At 43.2% G+C, this 21706-nt stretch carries 18 protein-coding genes; 6 read left to right on the top strand and 12 right to left on the bottom strand.

Going from position 1 to position 21706, the window contains the following annotated elements; all coding sequences use genetic code 11:
* Nucleotides 1-3: 3 nt before the first annotated feature.
* The 10 genes from rplV to rpsL all read right to left on the bottom strand — a co-directional run bounded on the left by rplV (nt 4) and on the right by rpsL (nt 6732).
* Nucleotides 4-411, bottom strand: a complete 408-nt coding sequence (gene rplV, locus LS482_RS12715; RefSeq protein WP_233027896.1) for a 50S ribosomal protein L22 — start codon at nt 409-411, stop codon at nt 4-6.
* A 9-nt stretch (nt 412-420) separates the two neighbouring features.
* Complete coding sequence (rpsS, locus tag LS482_RS12710) at nt 421-699, bottom strand: 30S ribosomal protein S19 (RefSeq protein ID WP_112369858.1); 279 nt, start codon at nt 697-699, stop codon at nt 421-423.
* Between the two features lie 12 nt (nt 700-711).
* Nucleotides 712-1536, bottom strand: coding sequence for a 50S ribosomal protein L2 (rplB, locus tag LS482_RS12705; RefSeq protein ID WP_233027895.1), 825 nt, complete (start codon nt 1534-1536; stop codon nt 712-714).
* A gap of 12 nt (nt 1537-1548) precedes the next feature.
* Nucleotides 1549-1839, bottom strand: a complete 291-nt coding sequence (rplW, locus tag LS482_RS12700; protein ID WP_233027894.1) for a 50S ribosomal protein L23 — start codon at nt 1837-1839, stop codon at nt 1549-1551.
* Between the two features lie 7 nt (nt 1840-1846).
* Nucleotides 1847-2476 carry a 50S ribosomal protein L4 gene (gene rplD / locus LS482_RS12695; RefSeq protein WP_233027893.1) on the bottom strand — a complete coding sequence of 210 codons (630 nt, stop codon included), beginning with the start codon at nt 2474-2476 and terminating at the stop codon, nt 1847-1849.
* Complete coding sequence (gene rplC, locus LS482_RS12690) at nt 2476-3093, bottom strand: 50S ribosomal protein L3 (RefSeq protein WP_233027892.1); 618 nt, start codon at nt 3091-3093, stop codon at nt 2476-2478. The genes rplD and rplC overlap by 1 nt, the downstream gene beginning before the upstream one ends.
* Nucleotides 3094-3301: 208 nt before the next feature.
* The gene (rpsJ, locus tag LS482_RS12685) at nt 3302-3607 is read right to left on the bottom strand and encodes a 30S ribosomal protein S10 (protein ID WP_072318085.1); all 306 of its coding nucleotides are present in this window, start codon (nt 3605-3607) and stop codon (nt 3302-3304) included.
* Between the two features lie 11 nt (nt 3608-3618).
* Complete coding sequence (fusA, locus tag LS482_RS12680; RefSeq protein ID WP_233027891.1) at nt 3619-5745, bottom strand: elongation factor G; 2127 nt, start codon at nt 5743-5745, stop codon at nt 3619-3621.
* A 22-nt stretch (nt 5746-5767) separates the two neighbouring features.
* On the bottom strand, nt 5768-6244 hold the full coding sequence (gene rpsG, locus LS482_RS12675; protein WP_233027890.1) for a 30S ribosomal protein S7: 477 nt from the start codon (nt 6242-6244) through the stop codon (nt 5768-5770).
* 107 nt (nt 6245-6351) lie between these two features.
* The gene (gene rpsL, locus LS482_RS12670) at nt 6352-6732 is read right to left on the bottom strand and encodes a 30S ribosomal protein S12 (RefSeq protein WP_072318088.1); all 381 of its coding nucleotides are present in this window, start codon (nt 6730-6732) and stop codon (nt 6352-6354) included.
* A gap of 645 nt (nt 6733-7377) precedes the next feature.
* Here rpsL and LS482_RS12665 point away from each other — a divergent pair.
* The 4 genes from LS482_RS12665 to LS482_RS12650 all read left to right on the top strand — a co-directional run bounded on the left by LS482_RS12665 (nt 7378) and on the right by LS482_RS12650 (nt 16027).
* Nucleotides 7378-10644: a SusC/RagA family TonB-linked outer membrane protein gene (locus LS482_RS12665; protein ID WP_233027889.1), complete on the top strand. Its 3267-nt coding sequence runs from the start codon at nt 7378-7380 to the stop codon at nt 10642-10644.
* An 11-nt stretch (nt 10645-10655) separates the two neighbouring features.
* A complete protein-coding gene (locus tag LS482_RS12660) occupies nt 10656-12095 on the top strand; it encodes a SusD/RagB family nutrient-binding outer membrane lipoprotein (RefSeq protein ID WP_233027888.1) in 1440 nt (479 codons plus the stop codon).
* Nucleotides 12096-12791: 696 nt separating this feature from the next.
* The gene (locus tag LS482_RS12655; protein ID WP_233027887.1) at nt 12792-12956 is read left to right on the top strand and encodes a hypothetical protein; all 165 of its coding nucleotides are present in this window, start codon (nt 12792-12794) and stop codon (nt 12954-12956) included.
* Nucleotides 12957-13987: 1031 nt separating this feature from the next.
* Nucleotides 13988-16027 (top strand): M3 family metallopeptidase, encoded by a 2040-nt coding sequence (locus LS482_RS12650; RefSeq protein WP_233027886.1) that lies wholly within the window; start codon nt 13988-13990, stop codon nt 16025-16027.
* A 59-nt stretch (nt 16028-16086) separates the two neighbouring features.
* Here LS482_RS12650 and LS482_RS12645 read toward each other — a convergent pair whose 3' ends face one another.
* Nucleotides 16087-16461, bottom strand: coding sequence for a rhodanese-like domain-containing protein (locus tag LS482_RS12645; protein ID WP_233027885.1), 375 nt, complete (start codon nt 16459-16461; stop codon nt 16087-16089).
* Between the two features lie 31 nt (nt 16462-16492).
* Nucleotides 16493-17341, bottom strand: a complete 849-nt coding sequence (locus tag LS482_RS12640; protein ID WP_233027884.1) for a UbiA prenyltransferase family protein — start codon at nt 17339-17341, stop codon at nt 16493-16495.
* Nucleotides 17342-17526: 185 nt separating this feature from the next.
* On the opposite strand from LS482_RS12640, the gene gcvP reads away from it, so the two are divergent.
* Nucleotides 17527-20379, top strand: a complete 2853-nt coding sequence (gene gcvP, locus LS482_RS12635; RefSeq protein WP_233027883.1) for an aminomethyl-transferring glycine dehydrogenase — start codon at nt 17527-17529, stop codon at nt 20377-20379.
* A 184-nt stretch (nt 20380-20563) separates the two neighbouring features.
* On the top strand, nt 20564-21622 hold the full coding sequence (locus LS482_RS12630; protein WP_233027882.1) for a 3-oxoacyl-ACP synthase III family protein: 1059 nt from the start codon (nt 20564-20566) through the stop codon (nt 21620-21622).
* Nucleotides 21623-21706: the final 84 nt, after the last annotated feature.

Here is a 21706-nt window from a genome sequence, read left to right as displayed (position 1 = left end):
CTCTTAGCTTTGTGTGTTATTATTAGCTCCAAGCACCAGTGTTACATGGTTGGAACGTTTCCTGATCCTGTGTGCACGACCCTGCGGAGCGGGACGAAGCCTTTTCAACATACTTCCTCCATCCACGCGGATTTCTTTTACAAACAGGTCTGCTTCCTCTATATTGGCATCTTCGTTCTTTGCCTGCCAGTTAGCGATTGCCGAAAGCAAAAGCTTTTCCAGACGACGGGATGCCTCCTTTTGACTGAACTTCAAAATAGCAAGCGCTTTTTCTACTTTCTGACCCCTTACCAAATCCGCAACAAGGCGCATTTTTCTGGGCGAAGTAGGGCAGTTATTCAACTTTGCAAACGCCAAGCTCTTCTTAGCTTCCTTTATTTGCTCTGCTCTTTGTCTTTTGCGAACTCCCATAGCCTCCTATTATTTTTTTCCTTTATTCTTTGCACCGGCGTGCCCCCTGAAGGACCTTGTCGGCGAAAATTCTCCTAACTTATGTCCCACCATGTTTTCCGTAACATATACGGGAACAAACTGACGACCATTATGTACTGCTATAGTCTGCCCAACAAAATCCGGTGTTATCATAGAAGCCCTGGACCAGGTTTTAATAACCGTTTTCTTTCCTGACTCTATGTTTTGCTGCACCTTTTTCTCCAAACTATAGTGAACGTAAGGTCCTTTCTTTAACGAACGTGCCATCTGTGATTTCTTTTATTTCTTTCTACGTTCTACAATATACCTATTACTTGCCTTGGTTCGGGAACGGGTTTTAAAGCCTTTGGCCGGAACTCCGTTTCTGGACCTCGGATGTCCTCCGGAAGCCCTTCCTTCACCACCACCCATCGGGTGATCTATCGGGTTCATTGCAACAGGTCTTGTTCTCGGCCTTCTTCCAAGCCATCTCTTCCTACCCGCTTTACCGGATATAACCAGCTGATGATCTGAATTAGACACCACTCCGATAGTAGCATAACACGCCCCAAGAATATGCCTGGTTTCCCCGGAAGGGAGTTTAACCGTAGCATATTTTCCTTCCCTTGCCATTAATTGCGCAAAGGCACCGGCACTACGAGCCATAACAGCCCCCTGTCCCGGACGTAGTTCTATACAAGAAATCACTGTCCCCAACGGAAGGTCAGACAACGGCATCGCATTTCCTATCTCAGGAGCACCTCCCGGACCGGAAACCACGGTCTGTCCGACTTTTAAACCGTTTTGGGCGATCACATATCGCTTCTCACCATCACTGTATTTCAGCAACGCAATAAACGCCGTTCTGTTCGGGTCGTATTGAATAGACTCCACGGTAGCTTCTACGCCAACCTTATCTCTCTTGAAATCTACAACACGATACTTCCGCTTATGACCACCACCTCTGTAGCGCATGGTCATTTTTCCTTGACTGTTTCTTCCCCCGGACTTTTTTAACGGAGCGAGCAAGCTCTTCTCCGGCTTATCAGCAGTAATCGCGTCAAATCCGTTTACTACTCTAAAACGCTGCCCCGGGGTTATCGGTTTTAATTTTCTAACTGACATTTTTGTCTTTCCTTATATATTACTATAAAAATCAATAGTATCTCCTTCTGCTACCTGAACAATCGCCTTTTTAAAAGCGTTGGTCTTGCCGTACTGAATACCGGCTTTGGTATAGCGCACACTTCTTTCAGGACCGTAATTCATGGTTCGAACCTTCTCTACAGAAACACCATAGGCTGCTTCTACAGCATCTTTAATCTCCAACTTATTGGCATTCCTGTCTACAATGAAACCATAACGATTATAAATTTCGCTGTCGGCGGTCACTTTTTCCGTAATAATAGGCTTTATTAACACACTCATGGTTCCCTTATTTGCTTAAATTCGACTCAATTCCTTCCAACGCACCTTCAAGAAGCACTACATTACTTGCATTTAATATCTTGTAAGTGCTTAATTCTGAGACATTTACAACCTCGGAAGTTTTTAAATTGCGTGACGACAAATATACATTTTTATTTGGCTCACCCAATACAAACAGCGATTTTTTGTTCTCTAACCCTAAGGCTTTCAGGACAGAAGTAAAATCTTTGACTTTGGGAGCATCCAAATTGAAGTTCTCCAAAACAACGATCGCTTCTTCCTTTGCCTTCATGCTCAGGGCAGATTTACGAGCAAGTCGCTTTACATTTTTATTAAGCCGCTGCGTGTAATCTTTCGGCCTCGGGCCAAAGATTCTCCCTCCTCCAACAAATATGGGGGATTTTATGCTGCCCGCACGTGCGGTACCGGTTCCCTTTTGCTTTTTGATCTTCCTGGTACTTCCGGCAATCTCCCCTCTTTCCTTGGATTTATGTGTTCCCTGACGCCGATTGGCCAGATAACGCTTCACATCGAGATAAACAGCATGATTGTTTGGCTCTATTGCATAAACAGCATCAGAAAGCTTCGCTTTTCTGCCTGTTTCTTTTCCGTTTATATCTAATACTGCTACTTCCATTACTTCTGAACTATTACGTAAGCGTTTTTATGCCCCGGAACACAGCCTTTAACAACTACAAGGTTCTTTTCCGGAACCACTTTCAACACTTTCAGGTTTTCTACTGTTACTTTTTCAGCTCCAGTCCTGCCGGCCATTCGCATTCCTTTGAACACCCTGGAAGGATAAGATGCCGCACCTATAGACCCGGGCGCTCTTAAACGGTTATGCTGACCGTGAGTAGCTTGTCCTACTCCGCCAAAACCGTGTCGTTTAACCACACCCTGGAAACCTTTTCCTTTGGACGTACCCACCACATCGACGAACTCACCTTCTGTAAAGTGTTCTACCGTTATGGTATCGCCCAATTTAAATTCTCCTTCAAAGCCCTGGAACTCGACGATCCTTTTCTTAGGCGAAACCCCTGCTTTTTTAAAGTGGCCCAACTCGGCCTTGTTAGCACGTTTTTCTGCCTTGTCATCGAAACCAAGCTGAAGAGCCTCATACCCGTCAACCTCATTGGTTCTGACTTGGGTAACCACGCATGGACCTGCTTCAATAACGGTACACGGAACATTCTTCCCGTTCTCGTCAAAAATGCTGGTCATGCCAATCTTTTTACCAATTAACCCAGACATACTGATTTTTGATTTTTGATTAGATTCCGCTGCGGTTTATACCCGCAACCCAAACCCAACCGTTTTGTTACTACTTTAATTTACTATTCCAAAAAATTCAGGGTCAAAAAACATATTTCAACCCTGAATATATTTTTTGTTTCCGTTTTTCCTTTGCGAAACGCTCCGGACATGTCGCCGGGACCAATTTTCCCGGGTCAGACGATCATCAAACCTTGATCTCCACTTCAACTCCACTAGGCAGCTCAAGCTTCATCAACGCATCGATCGTTTTGGAAGAGGAGCTGTAAATATCCAGCAACCTCTTATAAGAACTCAACTGAAACTGCTCCCTTGACTTTTTATTCACGTGCGGTGAACGCAGTACCGTAAACAGTTTTTTATGGGTTGGCAACGGAATAGGCCCCGTTACCACAGCCCCGGTAGTCTTTACCGTTTTCACGATCTTCTCTGCAGATTTGTCCACCAAATTGTGATCGTATGATTTTAATTTTATTCTTATTTTCTGACTCATTTTCGTAAAATTTAAGCTTCAACCCCTTTTGCTTTCTTAACCACTTCTTCTGCTATATTCGGCGGAGTTTCTGCATAGTGAGAAAATTCCATAGTCGAAGTTGCCCTACCTGAAGACAAGGTCCTCAATGCAGTTACATAACCAAACATTTCAGACATCGGCACCAGTGCTTTTATCACTTTTGAACCCGCCCTGTCGTCCATGTTGTTCACTTGTCCGCGACGACGGTTAAGGTCTCCCACAACATCTCCCATGTTTTCTTCGGGAGTGAGTACTTCCAGCTTCATTATAGGCTCCATCAACACGGCACGCGCAGCCTTCGCAGCCACTTTATATCCCAGTTTTGCAGCCAACTCAAAAGAAAGGGAATCGGAATCCACCGGGTGGAAAGACCCATCCTTGAGCGTTACCTTCATGGCATCCATTTCAAATCCGGCCAAAGGACCATTTTTCATAGCCTCTTTAAACCCTTTCTCAACGGAGGGGATATATTCTTTCGGGATGTTACCACCCTTGATCACATTGACAAATTCGAGGCCGGTCTTACCTTCTTCGGCAGGCTCCATGGTAAAGACAATATCCGCAAACTTACCGCGTCCACCGGTTTGTTTCTTATAAACCTCCCTGTGGTTTGCAGTAGCAGTGATAGCTTCCTTGTACTCTACCTGCGGCAGCCCCTGATTCACCTCAACCTTAAATTCACGTTTCAGCCTATCTACGATTATATCCAGGTGCAACTCTCCCATTCCCGATATAATGGTTTGTCCGGAAACTTCATCTGTTTTAGCCTGGAAAGTAGGGTCTTCTTCAGCCAGTTTGGCAAGCGCCATCCCCAGCTTATCCACATCTGCCTTGGTTTTAGGCTCTACGGCAATACCGATCACCGGTTCCGGGAACTCCATGCTCTCCAGAACAATAGGGTTCTTTTCATCACAAAGCGTATCTCCGGTTTTAATATCCTTAAACCCTACGGCTGCACCGATATCTCCGGCAGCAATGGAATCAATAGCATTTTGTTTATTGGAATGCATCTGATAGATACGGGAAATCCTTTCCTTTTTACCGGAACGCGTATTCAACACATAGGAACCGGCATCCAGTTTCCCTGAATAAGCCCTGAAGAATGCCAATCGTCCAACAAAAGGATCGGTAGCAATTTTAAATGCAAGCGCTGCAAAAGGTGCATTAACATCCGGTTTCCGGGAAGCTTCTTCTTCCGTACCCGGATTAACACCTACAATCGCATCCTTATCCAAAGGAGAAGGCAGGTACCTGCACACAGCATCCAGAAGGAACTGCACACCTTTATTCTTAAATGCAGAACCGCAGATCATGGGTATGATGCTCATATCCATAACCGCAGCACGCAGGGCAGCATGAATTTCATCTTCGGTGATGGAATTCTCATCCTCAAAGAATTTCTCCATCAGGTTCTCATCATATTCCGCAACAGCTTCTATAAGATGTGCCCTGTATTCCCCTACTTCTTCTTTCATATCTTCCGGTATATCCACTACATCGAATGTAGAACCGAAATTTTCATCATGCCATACTACCGCCCTGTTCTTAATAAGGTCAACAATACCCCTGAAATCGGCCTCTTCCCCGATAGGGAGCACAATCGGCACCGCATTAGACCCCAACATATCCTTAACCTGCTTACACACATTAAGGAAGTTAGATCCCTGGCGGTCCATTTTATTCACAAAGCCCATCCTGGGCACCTTATAATTATCAGCAAGCCTCCAGTTGGTTTCAGATTGCGGCTCCACACCGTCAACGGCGCTAAACAAAAAAACCAATCCGTCGAGCACTCTCAGGGATCGGTTCACTTCCACCGTAAAATCCACGTGGCCGGGAGTATCTATTATATTAAAGTGATACGGTTTTGTTTCCGGAGTAGGCTGAGCATTTTCCATGGGGAAATTCCAGCTACAGGTAGTAGCAGCCGAAGTAATGGTAATACCACGCTCCTGCTCCTGCTCCATCCAGTCCATTGTCGCAGCCCCGTCGTGCACCTCACCTACTTTATGACTAACACCGGTATAGAACAATATCCGTTCTGTAGTTGTAGTTTTCCCGGCATCAATGTGCGCGGCAATACCGATATTTCTCGTATATTTTAAATCTCTTCCCATTTTATAATTATGTTCTTAGCAATTAAAATCTAAAGTGAGAGAATGCTTTATTAGCCTCAGCCATTCTGTGTGTATCTACTCTTTTCTTCACTGCGGCACCTTCTTCCTTAGCTGCTGCCAGGACTTCTGCCGCAAGTTTCTGCGCCATGGATTTTTCATTCCTTTTCCGGGCGAACCCGATAAGCCATTTCATAGCCATCGACACTTTCCTGTCCGGCCTGATCTGCATAGGGATCTGAAACGTAGCCCCACCCACACGACGGCTTCTCACCTCTACGTGCGGCATCACGTTAGACAACGCATCTTTCCAGAGTTCCAGGGCAGTTTTATCTTCATTCTGTTTTTTCTCTTCCACGATATCTATGGCATCATAGAATACCTTGAATGCTACAGACTTCTTCCCGTCCCACATCAGATTATTAACAAAACGAGTCACCAGCTGATCGTTAAACCTGGGGTCCGGCAGAAGAGGTCTCTTTTTTGCCTTTCTTTTTCTCATGTCTTTTCTTTAATTGTTTTTTGACCTTTTTTTTCAAACAAAGACGAAACGCGTCTTTTCACAAAGGAGACACCATATATAATACATCTCCACGGAAACCAAAACGACTACTTCTTATCTTTCGGACGTTTAGCTCCGTATTTAGACCTTCGTTGCGTCCTTCCTTGCACACCGGCAGTATCGAGTGCACCACGCACAATATGATACCTTACACCCGGCAGGTCTTTAACCCTTCCGCCTCTTACCAATACTATCGAGTGCTCCTGGAGATTGTGACCCTCACCCGGGATATACGCGTTCACTTCATTACCATTCGTCAAACGCACACGAGCAACCTTACGCATCGCGGAGTTCGGCTTTTTAGGTGTAGTAGTGTAAACACGCGTACAAACCCCTCTTCGCTGAGGGCACGAATCCAAAGCAACCGATTTACTCTTCTTGGTAATCCTGGCTCTTCCTTTTCGTACTAATTGTGAAATTGTTGGCATAATTTACTTTACGATAATAGTTTAAATTATATTAACCCTCTTTTTAGAGGGTGGCAAAGGTAGAAATATTTTCCAATAATTCAAATCATAAACAATTAATTTTCTTCCAGATACACCTCTTTTTCTTTTTCTCAATACCCGGACAAGCTTTTCCCTCAACACCCCGACACAAAAAACAACACTTTTCCCTGGTTAAGAAAACACCTTCTTCGAAACAAATTACAACGGCACACCTATCTGAAAAACTTCTTCGCCCAACCCTCCAAACAACAAACATACAACAACACACTATAACAACATCTTCAAGCGTTATAAAAATCACCTTTAAAACCTTTATTTCCTGAAACTTTCACAAGAGTCGGCTATTTTACAATAAATTCACATCAAACGACAACTTTTCTTACTAAAAAGAAAAAAATTAACATCTAAATCATAATGGTTAATTTTTACAAATAAGCCTATATTTTAAAACAAAAAAAGAAATAAAAAGCATATTTTATCATATTTTAACATAAGAATACTAAAATTTAAGTTAATATTTAGATATATCGATTTTGCGTTTTATTCATAGGTGTTGTTAATAAATTGTTACCGTTAGGTTTTTTCCACATATTTGGGGCACTAATTCAAAATAATTTTCAAAACATGAGAACAAAACTTAGCGGAATTTTGACGCTTTTTTTGGCGTTAATGGTGCAGATAGGTCTTGCACAGGAAAAAGCGGTTTCCGGAACGGTGACTGACGTGCGCGGTATGCCGTTGCCCGGAGCAAATGTTCTGATAAAAGGGACCAATACAGGGACCCAAACCGACTTTGACGGTAACTTTACCATCAACGTCGGCGAAGGAGAAACCCTTGCAGTCTCTTATATCGGTATGAAAACTGCCGAGGTGGTGGTTGGTGCTTCTTCTACCATAAATATAGAATTAGAAGAAGATGCCCAGGCGTTAGATGAAGTTGTGGTTACGGCTCTGGGGATTTCAAGAGAGAAAAAATCTCTTGGATACGCAACTCAGGAAGTAGGAGGAGATCAAGTAAATACAGCCAAAGAAACCAACTTTGTCAACTCTCTTTCAGGTAAAGTTGCCGGATTGAGTGTTAAAAGAAGTAGTACATTAGGAGGATCTTCAAACGTAGTATTACGCGGATATTCCTCAATTACCGGTAATAACCAGGCACTTTTTGTTATTGACGGTACTCCTATTAGTAACTCCAACACCAATACTGACAATCAAAGAGCCGGTAATGGAGGGTATGACTATGGTAATGCCGCAATGGATGTCAATCCCGAAGACATCGAAAGCATAAACGTACTTAAAGGTGCTGCCGCCACCGCCCTATATGGTTCAAGGGCTGCTAACGGTGCCATCATTATTACAACAAAAAAAGGTAAAAATCGTAAAGGCATAGGAGTGACTATTAATTCCGGAATCACTTTTGGCACTTATGACAAAGATACTTTTACCAAATATCAAAAAGAATACGGAGCGGGATATTCCAAATTCTATGGAGATGACGGAGAATCATATTTTAATGATTTTGATATTGATGGTGACGGAGTTAAAGAACAGGTGGTCCCTTTTAGTGAAGACGCATCTTACGGAGGTCCTTTCGATCCAAACTTAATGGTCTACCAATGGGATGCTTTTTATCCGGAATCTCCAAATTATATGACAGCCACTCCATGGGTTGCTGCAGAAAACGGCCCAGAATTTTTATTTCAAACTGCAACGACACTTACCAACAGCGTGTCATTGGCAGGAGGTGATGAAAAGGGATCATTTCGTCTGGGATACACCAACCTGAATCAAGAAGGTTTATTACCAAACAGTAAACTAAAAAGAAATACTATTGATTTCAATGGTTCTCATTCTTTTACAGACAAGCTCACAGCTTCTGTAAAGGCAACGTTTACTAAAACCGATGGTAAAGGGCGCGAAGGTACCGGGTATAACGGCCGAAACATTTTACAAAGCATGCGTCAGTGGAATCAGGCCAATGTAGACTTCAAAGACCAAAGAGAAGCATATTTTGCAACTGGTAGAAATGTCACATGGAACTATGCTTCTATTAACCCTCAAAGTGACAAATACCTTTTCCCTCTTTATACGGACAACCCTTATTGGGAACGTTACGAAAATTATCAAACGGACACCAGGAATAGATTGTTTGGTAATATTAGTTTGGATTATCAGGTAAATGACTGGATTTCTGCCACTGCCCGTGTTTCCTTAGACACATACAGCGACTTAAGAGAGGAAAGAATAGCTGTAGGAAGTAAAGATGTCTCAGAATATAGCAGGTACAATGGAAATTATACTGAATTAAACTATGATCTTTTAGTTAATTTCAAAAAGGATTTTAGTGAGAAATTTAACTTTAACGGGACTATAGGCGCCACCAAAAGGACTCTCAAACAAGATTATATTACAGCAGAGACAAACGGCGGCCTAATAATACCAGGGTTATATTCTTTATCCAATTCGGTAAACTTGTTAGAGCCACCACTAGAGGAACATTCGGAATTGGTAGCTGATGGCTACTTCACCAGCCTCTCTTTTGGTTATAACGATCTTCTGTTTTTAGATTTAACTGGGCGTATAGATAAATCCTCTACGCTGCCAACTGATGATAATACTTACTTCTATCCTTCTGCTTCTACAGCATTTTTATTCTCTAATCTGATAGATAGTAACTGGCTTACTTTTGGTAAACTAAGGATGAATTATGCTGAAGTTGGAAACTATGCTCCTCCTTTATCTGTTTATACGGTATTTGACGCTCCTACTAACTTCAGAGTACCCATGTTCTCTTCAGCTACCTATGTAAACAATAGACAGTTGAAAAATGAAACCACCCAAAGTTTAGAGGCAGGTCTGGAAATGGCATTCTTTAACAGACGTTTAGGATTTGATTTTGCAGCATATAAAAATAACTCCAAAGATCAGATCCAACCTGTTAGGGTTTCAGATGCTACAGGAGCTTCTTTCAAATGGGTCAATTCAGGAGAAATTGAAAACAAAGGACTGGAATTAAATTTATACGGTTCTCCTATAAGAACAGAAGACTTTGAATGGAAGATTAACGTTAACTGGTATAAAAACCAGAGTGAAGTAGTATCTCTGTATGAAGGAGTTAACAATTATGAAATGGCAAGTTTCCAGGGAGGAGTTTCTATCAACGCAACTGTAGGAAAGCAATACGGCTCAATCTGGGGATCAAACTTTGTGTACCTCAATGGAGAGCGTGTAGTTGATCCTGAATCCGGAGCATATTTGGTAGACAGCACTCCGCAACCTATCGGAAACATAAACCCAGACTGGAAAGGAGGGGTCCAAAACACCCTAAGCTATAAAAACCTTTCATTCAGCTTCCTCATTGATGTTCAAAGAGGTGGAGACATATTCTCTTTGGATTCGTGGTATGGTCATGCCACCGGTATAACCCCAGAAACAGCAGGGCTTAATGACCTTGGAAATCCAAAAAGAGACCCTATAGTTCAAAATGCTGACGGCACTTACGCTGCTAATAGCGGTGGTATTATTTTACCAGGTGTAAACCCCGACGGGTCCCCCAATACTACAAGAGGTAGCATGGAAGATTACAGAAATGTCTTGGGATATTATGCCAATGGTACAGGAGGACCAAATGCGGCCCACATTTATGATGCCAGTTACATAAAGTTAAGAGAGGTTACGCTTTCTTATTCTCTTCCATCTAAAATGCTGGAAAAGTTACCTTTCCAAAATGTTACACTTTCAGCTATAGGAAGAAACTTATGGATAATTGACAAGAACATTCCCTACTCCGACCCTGAAGCAGGTTTAAGTTCAGGGAACTGGCAAGGAATTCAGTCAGCTCCAATGCCTACAACTAAAGAGTATGGATTTAATGTCAGACTTCAATTCTAAACAAATAAGTAATGAAAAAACTCTTATATATATTCATAATTGTATTTAGCATATCATGCTCAAATATGGATGATGGGCTAAATACAGATTCGAAAAAACCACAGGAAGTTACTGCGGAGACCTTATTCCCCACAGCAACTAAAGCCCTGTTTGATGAAATGGTACATACCAGTGTTAACAGAAGTGCTTTTAGATTTTTCGCACAGTACTGGACTACAACCACATATACGGACGAAGCGAACTACAACCTAAGAACACGGGCAGTTCCGGAAAGTCATTGGCGAGAACTTTATCGCGATGTTTTAAAAGACCTGGATGAGGCGGCTACAATAGTTGCGAATACCAATGACCCCAAAATAGCTCCTGAAGAATTAGCAAACGAATCTGCCATGATTGAAATTCTCACAATCTATGCATACCATGTACTTGTTGATTCCTTTGGAGATGTTCCTTACACAGAAGCCTTAGATCTTGAGAATAATTTAACTCCTGTTTATGATGATGATGCCGAGATTTATGAAGATTTGATTGTCCGTCTGGATAATGCAATAGCTTCTTTAAATTCAGAATATACCGGATTTTCAGATGAAGATCTTATATATGGCGGAAATATTGAACTGTGGAAAAAGTTTGGTAATTCTTTAAAATTACGTATTGCCCTCCGTTATGCCGATCTGGACAATGCCAAAGCAAAAACAATGGCAGAGGAAGCAGTTGCTGCTGGAGTTTTCACCTCGAATAGCGACAATGCAACAATTCAATATGAAGCTGGCGCTCCTAATACAAACCCATTATGGGAAGATCTCGTACAGAGTGGGAGAACAGATTTCGTATCTGCCAACACCATTGTTGATATTATGAATGATCTTGAAGACCCTAGGCGTCCCATTTATTTTAAACAGAATTTAGGTGAGGGTGTATATGAAGGAGGAGAATTTTCCGCCGGCGGAAATACCTGGGGTAACAGCACACAAATCGGGGCTATATTTGATGATCCCACACTTGAAGGAATCCTTTTCGAATACAGCGAGGTAGAATTCTTGCTCGCGGAAGCCGTAGAAAGAGGTTATGCAGTAGGAGGAAATGCCGAAGAGCACTACGATAATGCGGTTGCTGCATCTGTAGAATACTGGACGGGTTCATCTGATGAAGCATCCGATTATCTTTCTAATCCTGATGTAGCTTATTCTACAGCACAAGGTGATTGGAAAGAAAAGATAGCTACCCAAAAATGGATAGCACTTTTTAACAGACCGTTTGAAGGCTGGACTACATATAGAAGGTTAGGCTTTCCAGAGTTGGGAATCACAGCCCAATCTAAACTACCAACACCGCGTCGTTATACTTATCCTACTGCCGAAACCAGTCGTAATTCGGACAATTATTCAGCTGCAGCTTCCGCAATGGGAGGTGATGAGCTATCCACAAGAATCTTTTGGGACGTAGAATAAGTCTTTTCTCAAATCAAAAAACTAAATCGCCCAGGGACTCGAGTTCCTGGGCGATTTTTTTATAAGCCACTTAGACTTCTTATTTTCATGTTTATAGATTTTAAATGTTAAACCATACCAAAAACATCAATCACCTCATTTTTTTTCACTAATTTGCTTATGATCAGATTTTTCATCTCAAACTACAATATAGACACATGTCCTGAGTGTCTCTAAATGTTCAGATAAGTATTAATTTTAAAACGTTACTAATGTTAAAGTCAATTCTAAATTTAAACGGTGTAACAAAACTCCCCAAACAACAACAAATAACCATTAAGGGCGGAAATGCCCCAAAGTGTGATGAATATGATGGCTACGTGCCATGCCGTCATCCGGAAACCGGTCAATGGTCTTGCGAACCCGATTGCAATGTATTTGGCAAATAGTTCCGGGTAAGACAGAGAAGTTTTTTCACATCCCCCTATAACTTCTCTGCTTTAATCTTCTTATTCTAATATCATTTAGTATAAAAACTTTACTTTTTATTCTTACAAGAACACTACTTTTCTAATATATTTCATTTCCTGTACATAAAAACACAGGAATTGCAATATCTTCAATTTAAACTACAAAGGGTGTAGCTATACAAAACAGACACAAACCCCTGAGTGTCTCTAAATGTTCAGGGATAAATATTAATCCAAATTCTTAATCATGTTAAAAAGCATTCTAAACTTAGACGGCGCAAAAAAACTGAGTAAAAAAGAACAGGGACTCATCCGTGGGGGCTATGCCTGCAAGCTGGAATCCGACGGTTCATATTCCTGTCCAAACGGCACTTATTGCGATTACGACACCTTAATGTGCTACAAACCGTAAATACACGGTAGACGGCACCCTTAAAGTTAAAAATTTGCCGTCTGTATATTTGTAGTATTCGCCCCCTAAAATTTTAGACAATACAACCCGCTACCGTGCCATACATCAGAAAAAGGGTTTAACCAAAAACTTTCTCATTACAAAGCCCCTTATTCTATTTTCCATCCGCGGAAGTGGGTTTTCTCCCCTCAGTAATTTTGCCCAATTATATTACAGATTAATGCTTTGGTGTGGCTATAGAATTATAGCAGTACCAATAAAGATCTCGCATACAATATAAATCCCCTCTTTATCCTTCTATACTATCCTCTAAACAGAGATACATCTCCTATCAGTACTACCACTCTTTACACCAAAAAAAATGCATTTTATCGATAAAATCGCACACTTTATCGATTTTTTCAAATGAAATAATTTCCAAAATCCCGAAAAAGGAAACATGTTGGATATTTGAACTGTAATTCTTTGACACCGTAAGGGAAGAATGACAAATATAAACAATACACTTGATACTGTATAGTTTTAGATTAGTTAGTTGTTTTAAGATTCATGGTTGGTTTAGACTTTTACTGTTGTTTATTTTTGGGGTAGTTTAACATGTAAATGTTAATTTAATAAGCACAGTAATTCCAAGGAGTTGCCCTTTTAAGGGCAGCTCCTTTTTGTTTCCTTCACTATTACACGGACAACAGGGAGAATCTTAAACGGATCAGGATCAAATGTGGAGCTTTTAGCTTGTTGTAAGTTTCCGGTTTTGTTTCACCACCAATACACGAATGTTTTTGGGTTGAAAGTTGCAAGGTTGCACGCGAGACTGATACATCGTAAACCCGGGATCATTTCGGGTTTCCTGTCTGTCTTATTTACAAAAAAATAAAAAGACCAGTAACTTTCATAGATCGCAGGTCTTACTCCCTATGTTCTGCTGTCTTACTTCTCATATCTCACATCCAAAATCTGATCCCGCCCATTTACCGCTTTTTCTTCTCACCCTTATACCCTATATTCGTAGATCGCAAAAACAAGTATTTATGCACAGCACCAAAGAATTATTCAATACTCCCTACGGCTTTGCTCCCTTTAGCAAAATAAACCCCGGAGATTACTTACCGCTTATTAAAAATGAAATCGAAAATGCCAAAAATGAAGTCGACCGGATCACTTCCAACACTGAAGCACCGACTTTTGAGAACACCATCGCGGCCATGGACTATGCCGGTGAGTTCCTCGACAGGATTACCAGCATGTTCTTTAACCTCAACAGTGCCGAGACCAACGAGGAAATCCAGAAACTCGCCCGGGAGGTTTCCCCCCTGCTGGCGGAATTCGGGAATGACATACGCCTCAACAAGGAACTCTTTAAACGCATAGAAACCGTTTACCACCAAAGGGAAAATCTTGATCTCAATACTGAACAACAGACACTGCTTGAAAAGCGCTATAAAAGTTTTGCACGAAACGGTGCCGCACTTCCCGAAGAAAAGCAAAAACAACTCCGGGACATTGACAAGCAGCTCTCCTCTCTGAGCCTTAAATTCGGGGAAAACGTCCTTGCGGAAACCAACAAGTTCGAACTGCACCTCACCGATGAAAAAGATATTTCCGGGCTTCCGGAAGGAGCAATCGAAGCAGCCAGAAACCTTGCGGAAAGTAAAGACAGGGAAGGCTGGCTGTTCACACTCGATTACCCCAGTTTTCTCCCCTTCATGACCTATGCGGACAATCGCGAGCTTCGTAAAAAAATGTTACTGGCCTCAGGAAGCAAGGCCTTTCATGGCGATGACCTGGACAACCGGGACATTGTACTGAAAATTGCCCGGCTTCGTTTCGAAAGGGCTAATCTCCTCGGTTATAAAACCCACGCGCATTTCGTCCTGGAAGAACGCATGGCCGAAACCCCTCAAAAGGTAAACGATTTTCTCAATGAACTCCTCGAAAAAGCAAAACCCGCGGCTCAAAAGGAATTTGAACAACTACAGGAATTTGCCCGTGAACAGGACGGCATAGACCAGTTACAAAAATGGGACGGCGCCTATTACACTGAAAAACTCAAACAAAAGCTTTTTGATCTCGACGACGAAAAGCTAAAGCCATATTTCAAGCTGGAAAATGTAATCAACGGGGCATTTACCGTCGCCAACAGGCTTTATGACCTCAATTTTGAAGAAGTTCACGATATCGACAAATACCATGAAGAAGTCAAAACCTATAAAGTGACCGATAACGAAGGTAAGCTTGTTGCCCTTTTCTACGGCGACTTTTTCCCCCGGCCCGGCAAACGTAACGGGGCGTGGATGACCCCTTACAAATCACAATACATTAAAAACGGGGTGAACGAACGCCCGCACATCTCCATCGTGTGTAATTTTACGAAACCCACAAAAACCAGGCCTTCACTCCTTACTTTTAACGAGGTGACCACACTGTTCCATGAATTCGGACACGCCCTTCACGGTATGCTGGCCAATACCACCTACCCTTCCCTGAGCGGTACCAGCGTATACTGGGATTTTGTAGAGCTCCCCAGCCAGGTCCTCGAAAACTGGTGTTATGAAAAAGAAGCTTTGCAACTCTTTGCCAAACACTACGAAACCGGGGAAGACCTTCCTATGGAATTCATACAGAAAATCAAAGATTCGTCCAGCTTTATGGAAGGCATACAAACTTTACGACAACTGAGTTTCGGCCTGCTGGACATGAGCTGGCACGGCGTAGACCCCACATCGATCACCGATGTAAAAGAAAATGAAATGAAAACCTTCGCCGTGACCAGTCTTTACCCGGAAACACCGGAAACCTGTATGAGTACCGCTTTCTCCCACATATTCCAGGGCGGATATTCTTCCGGATATTACAGTTACAAATGGGCAGAAGTACTCGATGCCGACGCCTTTGAACTTTTTAAGGAAAAGGGGATTTTTAATAAAGAAGTTGCAAACAAATTCAAAGACAACGTCCTTTCCAAAGGCGGAACGGAAAACCCCATGATCCTTTATAAGCGTTTCAGGGGACAGGAACCCAAACCGGATGCCCTGCTCCGGAGAGCCGGTTTACTGGAAAAGGTCTCCTGAACCGAATCACCTTTAAAAAACGGACACCATTGAAATTGCTGCATTTCGGTGTCCGTTTTTTACTTGTTTCGTGCTTTCTTTTTTTGTGCTTTGTCCCAGGCAAGATATCCGCCTTTCAGATTGTATATCTTTTCAAATCCGAGTGAATCCAGTATTTCAGAAGCTTTGGCACTCCGTTTACCCGTTCTGCAATACAGGTAAACAGGCGTTTCCCGGTCTATACCTTTCCACTGCCCCACAAAACCGGAAGCCGAATAATCCAGGTTCAAAGCCCCTTGGATATGCCCCTCGGCAAACTCTTCAGGTGTTCGAACATCCACCAAAAATTTACCGGGCAGGTCTTTTTTACTCATCGTGGTAATGTCCACTTCCCTCACCTGTCCCCGGGCACTAAAACCGAACAGGCAGCAAAAGATTAGCAGCAAATATTTCATTTTTCAAGATTTTAAATGCATCTAAAATTAACTAATTTATCTCAAACCCTTTCAATATCAGCAACAATACTCCCCATAGAACAGGTATGCCTTCCACCAGGAAACTACAGTAATATTTGTTCTGTTTCTCCCTGGAAAATACCAGCGCAAGCATTGTCAGGACCAATATTATGAACATGGATACCGCGTCCTGCCACAAACTATTCCGCTTCAGCAGTTCAAGCACCAGGACAAGGCACAGCAGGAAAATACCCAGCGATTTTGCACGTTTAACACCCACTTTCTGGGGAATGGTCCCCAGGGAAAGGTCATCGACGGTCATATCCCGTATCTCAAAGGGAATTGTCAACACTACAATAAAAAGGCAACGCTGTAACCACTCTATACCAGCATCCAGGGCAAAACCTTTCCCGGAAATGAGCACTTCATAATTATCCACCAGGGGTAACAGTACCGTAACTCCACTCCACACCAGGGCCACAATAAAAATCTTTATTCCCGGTGAATTCCGGATATTCCTTACGGAAGTGTAAAGCGGCACTGCGTAAAAAAAAGACAGCACAATCAGCCCTCCCAGTAACATCAGTGCAGGGGCCGTCAGGTGAAACAAGTAATACACACACAGGGCAAAGCAGATAAAGCTAAAATATTGTATACTTTTTATATGCCTTGTCTTAACAATATAAAACCGCCTGGCCTCACTGCCGTATTTGATAAAATTATACCCTACGATAGTTCCGTAAAAAACGGCATAGCAAACATTTTCATCATACGGGATATCAAAATTCAGCAAGGTAATGACCGTCATTGAATAAACGGCCAGGGCGACATGCACACTTGCTTCAATATAGAAATTAAACAATCGTGTTAACAGGTTCATCAGACAAAAATAAAGAATAGACAGCACACCTCAACCACCCGGCAACATATTGCCCGGATTCACAGGGCATAAACACGTTAAAAACTTTGTGTACAAGAACGGCGAAAACGTTATTTTTAATAAATATAATATGTATTTTTGCGCCGCAAACACAACTAATTTACGCATACATTTAATTTTAAAGAATGAGAACAGATTCCTTTGCAGTACGCCACATTGGCCCGAGAGAGGGAAACCTCGATAAAATGCTGAATGTCATCGGAGTGGAAAGCCTCGATCAGTTAATATACGAAACCATTCCGGACGATATCCGTTTAAAAAAAGATCTCGATCTCCCACGAGCCCTGAGTGAAAACGAGTTTCTTTACCACATCCAGAAACTCGCTGCCAGGAACAAGATGTTCAAATCATATATCGGACTGGGATACCACGAAACCTTCACCCCTTCCGTAATAAAAAGAAACGTACTGGAGAGCCCGGGATGGTATACTGCGTATACACCCTACCAGGCAGAAATTTCCCAGGGAAGGCTGGAGGCATTGCTCAATTTCCAGACCATGATCTGCGACCTTACCGGAATGCCGCTTGCCAATGCCTCCCTGCTCGACGAAGGTACGGCTGCAGCCGAAGCCATGGCCATGCTCTTTGAACTCCGTTCCAGGGAGCAGAAAAAAGCAGGGGTCGTCAGGTTTTTTGTATCGGAAGAAATTCTGCCGCAAACCTTGTCCATCCTGAAAACAAGAGCCGTTCCTCTCGGTGTGGAACTGGTTGTCGGCGATCATAAAACGTTCGATTTCACTGAAGATTTCTTCGGTACCATGCTGCAATATCCCGGAAAATACGGACAGGTATTCGATTACAGGGAATTTGTTTCCAAAGCCGGAGAAAACAATATCAAGGTGGCCGTAGCTGCCGATATTCTCAGCCTTGTGATGCTCACCCCTCCGGGCGAATTAGGGGTTGATGTGGTTGTGGGTACCACGCAGCGCTTCGGCATACCGATGGGCTACGGCGGGCCTCATGCCGCTTATTTTGCCACCAGGGAAGAATACAAAAGAAACGTCCCCGGAAGAATTATAGGGGTCACCAAGGATGTCAACGGCAACCGTGCCCTCCGGATGGCTTTACAAACCCGCGAACAACACATCAAAAGAGACAGGGCCACTTCCAATATCTGTACTGCACAGGTACTTCTCGCCGTTATGGCCGGAATGTACTCCGTATACCACGGACCGGAAGGCCTCAAATACATTGGCAGCAAAGTACACCATTCGGCTGTTACACTCTCCCGTGTATTGCAGCAACTGGGATACGAACAGACCAACGCATCCTATTTTGACACACTGGTCCTTAAAGGTAATGCCGCCAGGGTACGTGAGGTCGCAGAGAATAACGAGATCAACTTTTTATATATTGATAACAACACCATATCTGTAGCCATAAACGAAGCCACCTCAATAGATGACCTGAACGATATCATCGCAATTTTTGCGGAGGCAGCAGGCAAAGAGGCTGTTACGCTGAACGCACTGGACAAAACAACTGTTATACCGGAAACGTTACAGCGAACATCGGCTTTCCTTGAAAACGAAGTCTTCAATGCCTATCATTCCGAAACCGCATTGATGCGTTATCTCAGGAAACTCGAACGAAAAGACCTTTCGCTCAACCACTCCATGATATCCCTCGGGTCCTGTACCATGAAGCTGAACGCAGCTTCCGAAATGCTTCCCGTAAGTATGGCACAATGGGCCAACATCCATCCTTTTGTTCCCGTGGAGCAGGTAGAAGGCTATCAGGAAGTACTTCGCGAACTCGAGCAACAGCTCAATGTTATTACCGGGTTTGCCGGAACATCCCTGCAACCCAACTCCGGTGCACAAGGTGAATTTGCCGGACTTATGGTGATTCGTGCCTATCACGAAGCCAACGGAAACACCAACAGGAACATTTGTCTTATTCCCGCCTCTGCACATGGTACCAATCCCGCTTCGGCAGTGATGGCCGGAATGAAAGTGGTGGTCACCAAAACCGATGAAAAAGGTAATATTGATATTAACGACCTTCGCGAAAAGGCTGAAAAGCACAAAGACAATCTCGCCGCACTTATGGTTACCTACCCTTCTACACACGGGGTATTCGAATCTTCCATAAAAGAGATCACCAAAATAGCACATGACAACGGCGGACAGGTATACATGGACGGCGCCAACATGAATGCCCAGGTAGGACTTACGAATCCAGCTACCATCGGGGCCGATGTATGCCATCTGAACCTGCACAAAACCTTCTCCATCCCCCACGGTGGCGGCGGTCCCGGAGTAGGCCCCATTTGTGTGGCAGAACATCTGGTAAAATTCTTACCGTCCAGTCCCGTAATAAAGACCGGCGGGGAAAACGCCATAACCGCTATTTCCGCAGCGCCCTGGGGTAGCGCCCTCGTATGCCTTATTTCTTATGCATACATTAAAATGCTGGGCGTTAACGGCCTTACAGACGCTACCAAATATGCCATTCTTAATGCCAATTATATTAAAAACAGGCTTAGCGGACATTTTGATGTGCTCTATACAGGCGAAAGAGGAAGAGCCGCCCACGAAATGATCGTGGATTGCAGGCCTTTCAAGAAAAACGGTATAGAGGTGACCGATATTGCCAAGCGTTTAATGGATTACGGATTCCATTCCCCTACCGTATCGTTCCCCGTGGCAGGCACATTGATGATAGAGCCCACGGAGAGTGAGAATATGGAAGAACTCGACCGTTTTTGCGATGCCATGATCGCTATCCGAAAGGAGATCGATAAAGTTACGGCAGACGATGCCGACAATCTGTTGAAAAACGCTCCGCACACCCTGGAAATGGTTACCGCGGACGAGTGGCACTTCCCATACACCAGAAAAGAAGCTGCTTACCCGTTGAGTTACATCGCAGAAAACAAATTCTGGCCTTCCGTAAGGCGGGTAGATGACGCCTATGGCGATCGTAATTTAATGTGTACATGCGCACCGATAGAAGCATATGCAGAAGCAGAATAATATTTAAAAATCATAACATTTACAGGGCTTTCCGGCCCTATTTCGGAAGGCCCATATTTTTATTTTCTGTCCGTTTTGACAGTTTTTCCTGAATGAAACCGGTTGTTGGACATCGTACTTTTGCTATGCGTGCATAACAAAAGAAAAAGTATTTCCATATCTTTCAGAAAAATCAATTAATCTGATGAATATTAAGATTGCGGGTACAGGATGCTATATTCCGCCCGAAATAGAGCTGAATGCCGATTTTGGTCAACACGAATTCCTGGATGCCGACGGAATCCAGCTGGATCATCCGAACCAGGTTATTATTGACAAATTCAGGGAAATAACCGGTATTCGCGAAAGGCGGTATGCCAAAGAAAATCAAAACACTTCCGATCTCGCTTTCTTCGCTGCAGAAAAGGCCATACAAGATGCAAAAACAGATCCCGAAACACTCGATTACATTATTGTAGCCCACAATTTCGGGGATGTAAAATACGGTACCATTCAGGCAGACACTGTTCCTTGCCTCGCCGCGCGGGTAAAACACTTTCTCCGGATACAGAATCCGAAATGTGTGGCCTACGACCTTCTTTTCGGTTGCCCCGGATGGATAGAGGGAATTGTTCAGGCACAAGCCTACATTAAGTGTAAAATGGCCAAAAAATGCCTGGTGATCGGTGCGGAAACCTTGTCACGGGTTATCGATAAACACGACAGGGATTCCATGATATTTTCCGATGGTGCGGGAGCCGCCGTTATAGAAGCCACCGAAAATGACGAAGGAATCCTGGCCTGCGAATCCGCCACCTATACCAGGGACGAAATAAATTACCTTTATTACGGCAATTCCCACAATAAAAACCTTTGCAAAAACACCAGGTACATCAAGATGAACGGCAGAAAAATATATGAATTTGCCTGCACCTACGTACCGGAGGCCATGAAAAAATGCCTGGACAAAAGCGGTGTCCCCATAGGCGATGTCAAGAAAATATTTATGCACCAGGCCAATGAAAAAATGGACGAAGCCATTGTAAAACGTTTTTTCAGGCTTTACAAAAAAGAGGTTCCCGAAGGCATCATGCCCATGAACATCCAGAAGATGGGCAACAGCTCCGTGGCCACCATCCCCACCCTGCTGGATATGGTAAAAAAAGGAGAAATAGAAAACCAGTCCGTAAATAAGGGAGATGTCGTTATCTTTGCAAGCGTAGGCGCCGGAATGAATATCAACGCCGTGGTCTATAAATGCTAGTTGTCGTGTCAATTACACTTATAATGATGTATACCAAGGCACTGTCAGATCGGGCACAGTCGGGACTTTTCCATGGCGATAAAC

The sequence above is a fragment of the Sinomicrobium kalidii genome, assembly GCF_021183825.1.
Taxonomy (GTDB): Bacteria; Bacteroidota; Bacteroidia; order Flavobacteriales; family Flavobacteriaceae; genus Sinomicrobium; species Sinomicrobium kalidii.
The sequence above is the reverse complement of the archived record's forward strand: the minus strand, read 5'-3'. Positions and strand labels throughout refer to the sequence as shown.

Bases quoted from the DNA above. Each gene is read 5' to 3' on its own strand.
- LS482_RS12645 (WP_233027885.1), bottom strand. From the start codon at position 16,461: ATGAAATATTTGCTGCTAATCTTTTGCTGCCTGTTCGGTTTTAGTGCC.
- LS482_RS12655 (WP_233027887.1), top strand. From the start codon at position 12,792: ATGTTAAAAAGCATTCTAAACTTAGACGGCGCAAAAAAACTGAGTAAA.
- rplW (WP_233027894.1), bottom strand. From the start codon at position 1,839: ATGAGTGTGTTAATAAAGCCTATTATTACGGAAAAAGTGACCGCCGAC.
- rplC (WP_233027892.1), bottom strand. From the start codon at position 3,093: ATGTCTGGGTTAATTGGTAAAAAGATTGGCATGACCAGCATTTTTGAC.
- LS482_RS12665 (WP_233027889.1), top strand. From the start codon at position 7,378: ATGAGAACAAAACTTAGCGGAATTTTGACGCTTTTTTTGGCGTTAATG.
- LS482_RS12650 (WP_233027886.1), top strand. From the start codon at position 13,988: ATGCACAGCACCAAAGAATTATTCAATACTCCCTACGGCTTTGCTCCC.
- rplB (WP_233027895.1), bottom strand. From the start codon at position 1,536: ATGTCAGTTAGAAAATTAAAACCGATAACCCCGGGGCAGCGTTTTAGA.
- rplD (WP_233027893.1), bottom strand. From the start codon at position 2,476: ATGGAAGTAGCAGTATTAGATATAAACGGAAAAGAAACAGGCAGAAAA.
- LS482_RS12640 (WP_233027884.1), bottom strand. From the start codon at position 17,341: ATGAACCTGTTAACACGATTGTTTAATTTCTATATTGAAGCAAGTGTG.
- LS482_RS12660 (WP_233027888.1), top strand. From the start codon at position 10,656: ATGAAAAAACTCTTATATATATTCATAATTGTATTTAGCATATCATGC.
- rpsG (WP_233027890.1), bottom strand. From the start codon at position 6,244: ATGAGAAAAAGAAAGGCAAAAAAGAGACCTCTTCTGCCGGACCCCAGG.
- rplV (WP_233027896.1), bottom strand. From the start codon at position 411: ATGGGAGTTCGCAAAAGACAAAGAGCAGAGCAAATAAAGGAAGCTAAG.
- rpsJ (WP_072318085.1), bottom strand. From the start codon at position 3,607: ATGAGTCAGAAAATAAGAATAAAATTAAAATCATACGATCACAATTTG.
- LS482_RS12630 (WP_233027882.1), top strand. From the start codon at position 20,564: ATGAATATTAAGATTGCGGGTACAGGATGCTATATTCCGCCCGAAATA.
- rpsS (WP_112369858.1), bottom strand. From the start codon at position 699: ATGGCACGTTCGTTAAAGAAAGGACCTTACGTTCACTATAGTTTGGAG.
- fusA (WP_233027891.1), bottom strand. From the start codon at position 5,745: ATGGGAAGAGATTTAAAATATACGAGAAATATCGGTATTGCCGCGCAC.
- rpsL (WP_072318088.1), bottom strand. From the start codon at position 6,732: ATGCCAACAATTTCACAATTAGTACGAAAAGGAAGAGCCAGGATTACC.
- gcvP (WP_233027883.1), top strand. From the start codon at position 17,527: ATGAGAACAGATTCCTTTGCAGTACGCCACATTGGCCCGAGAGAGGGA.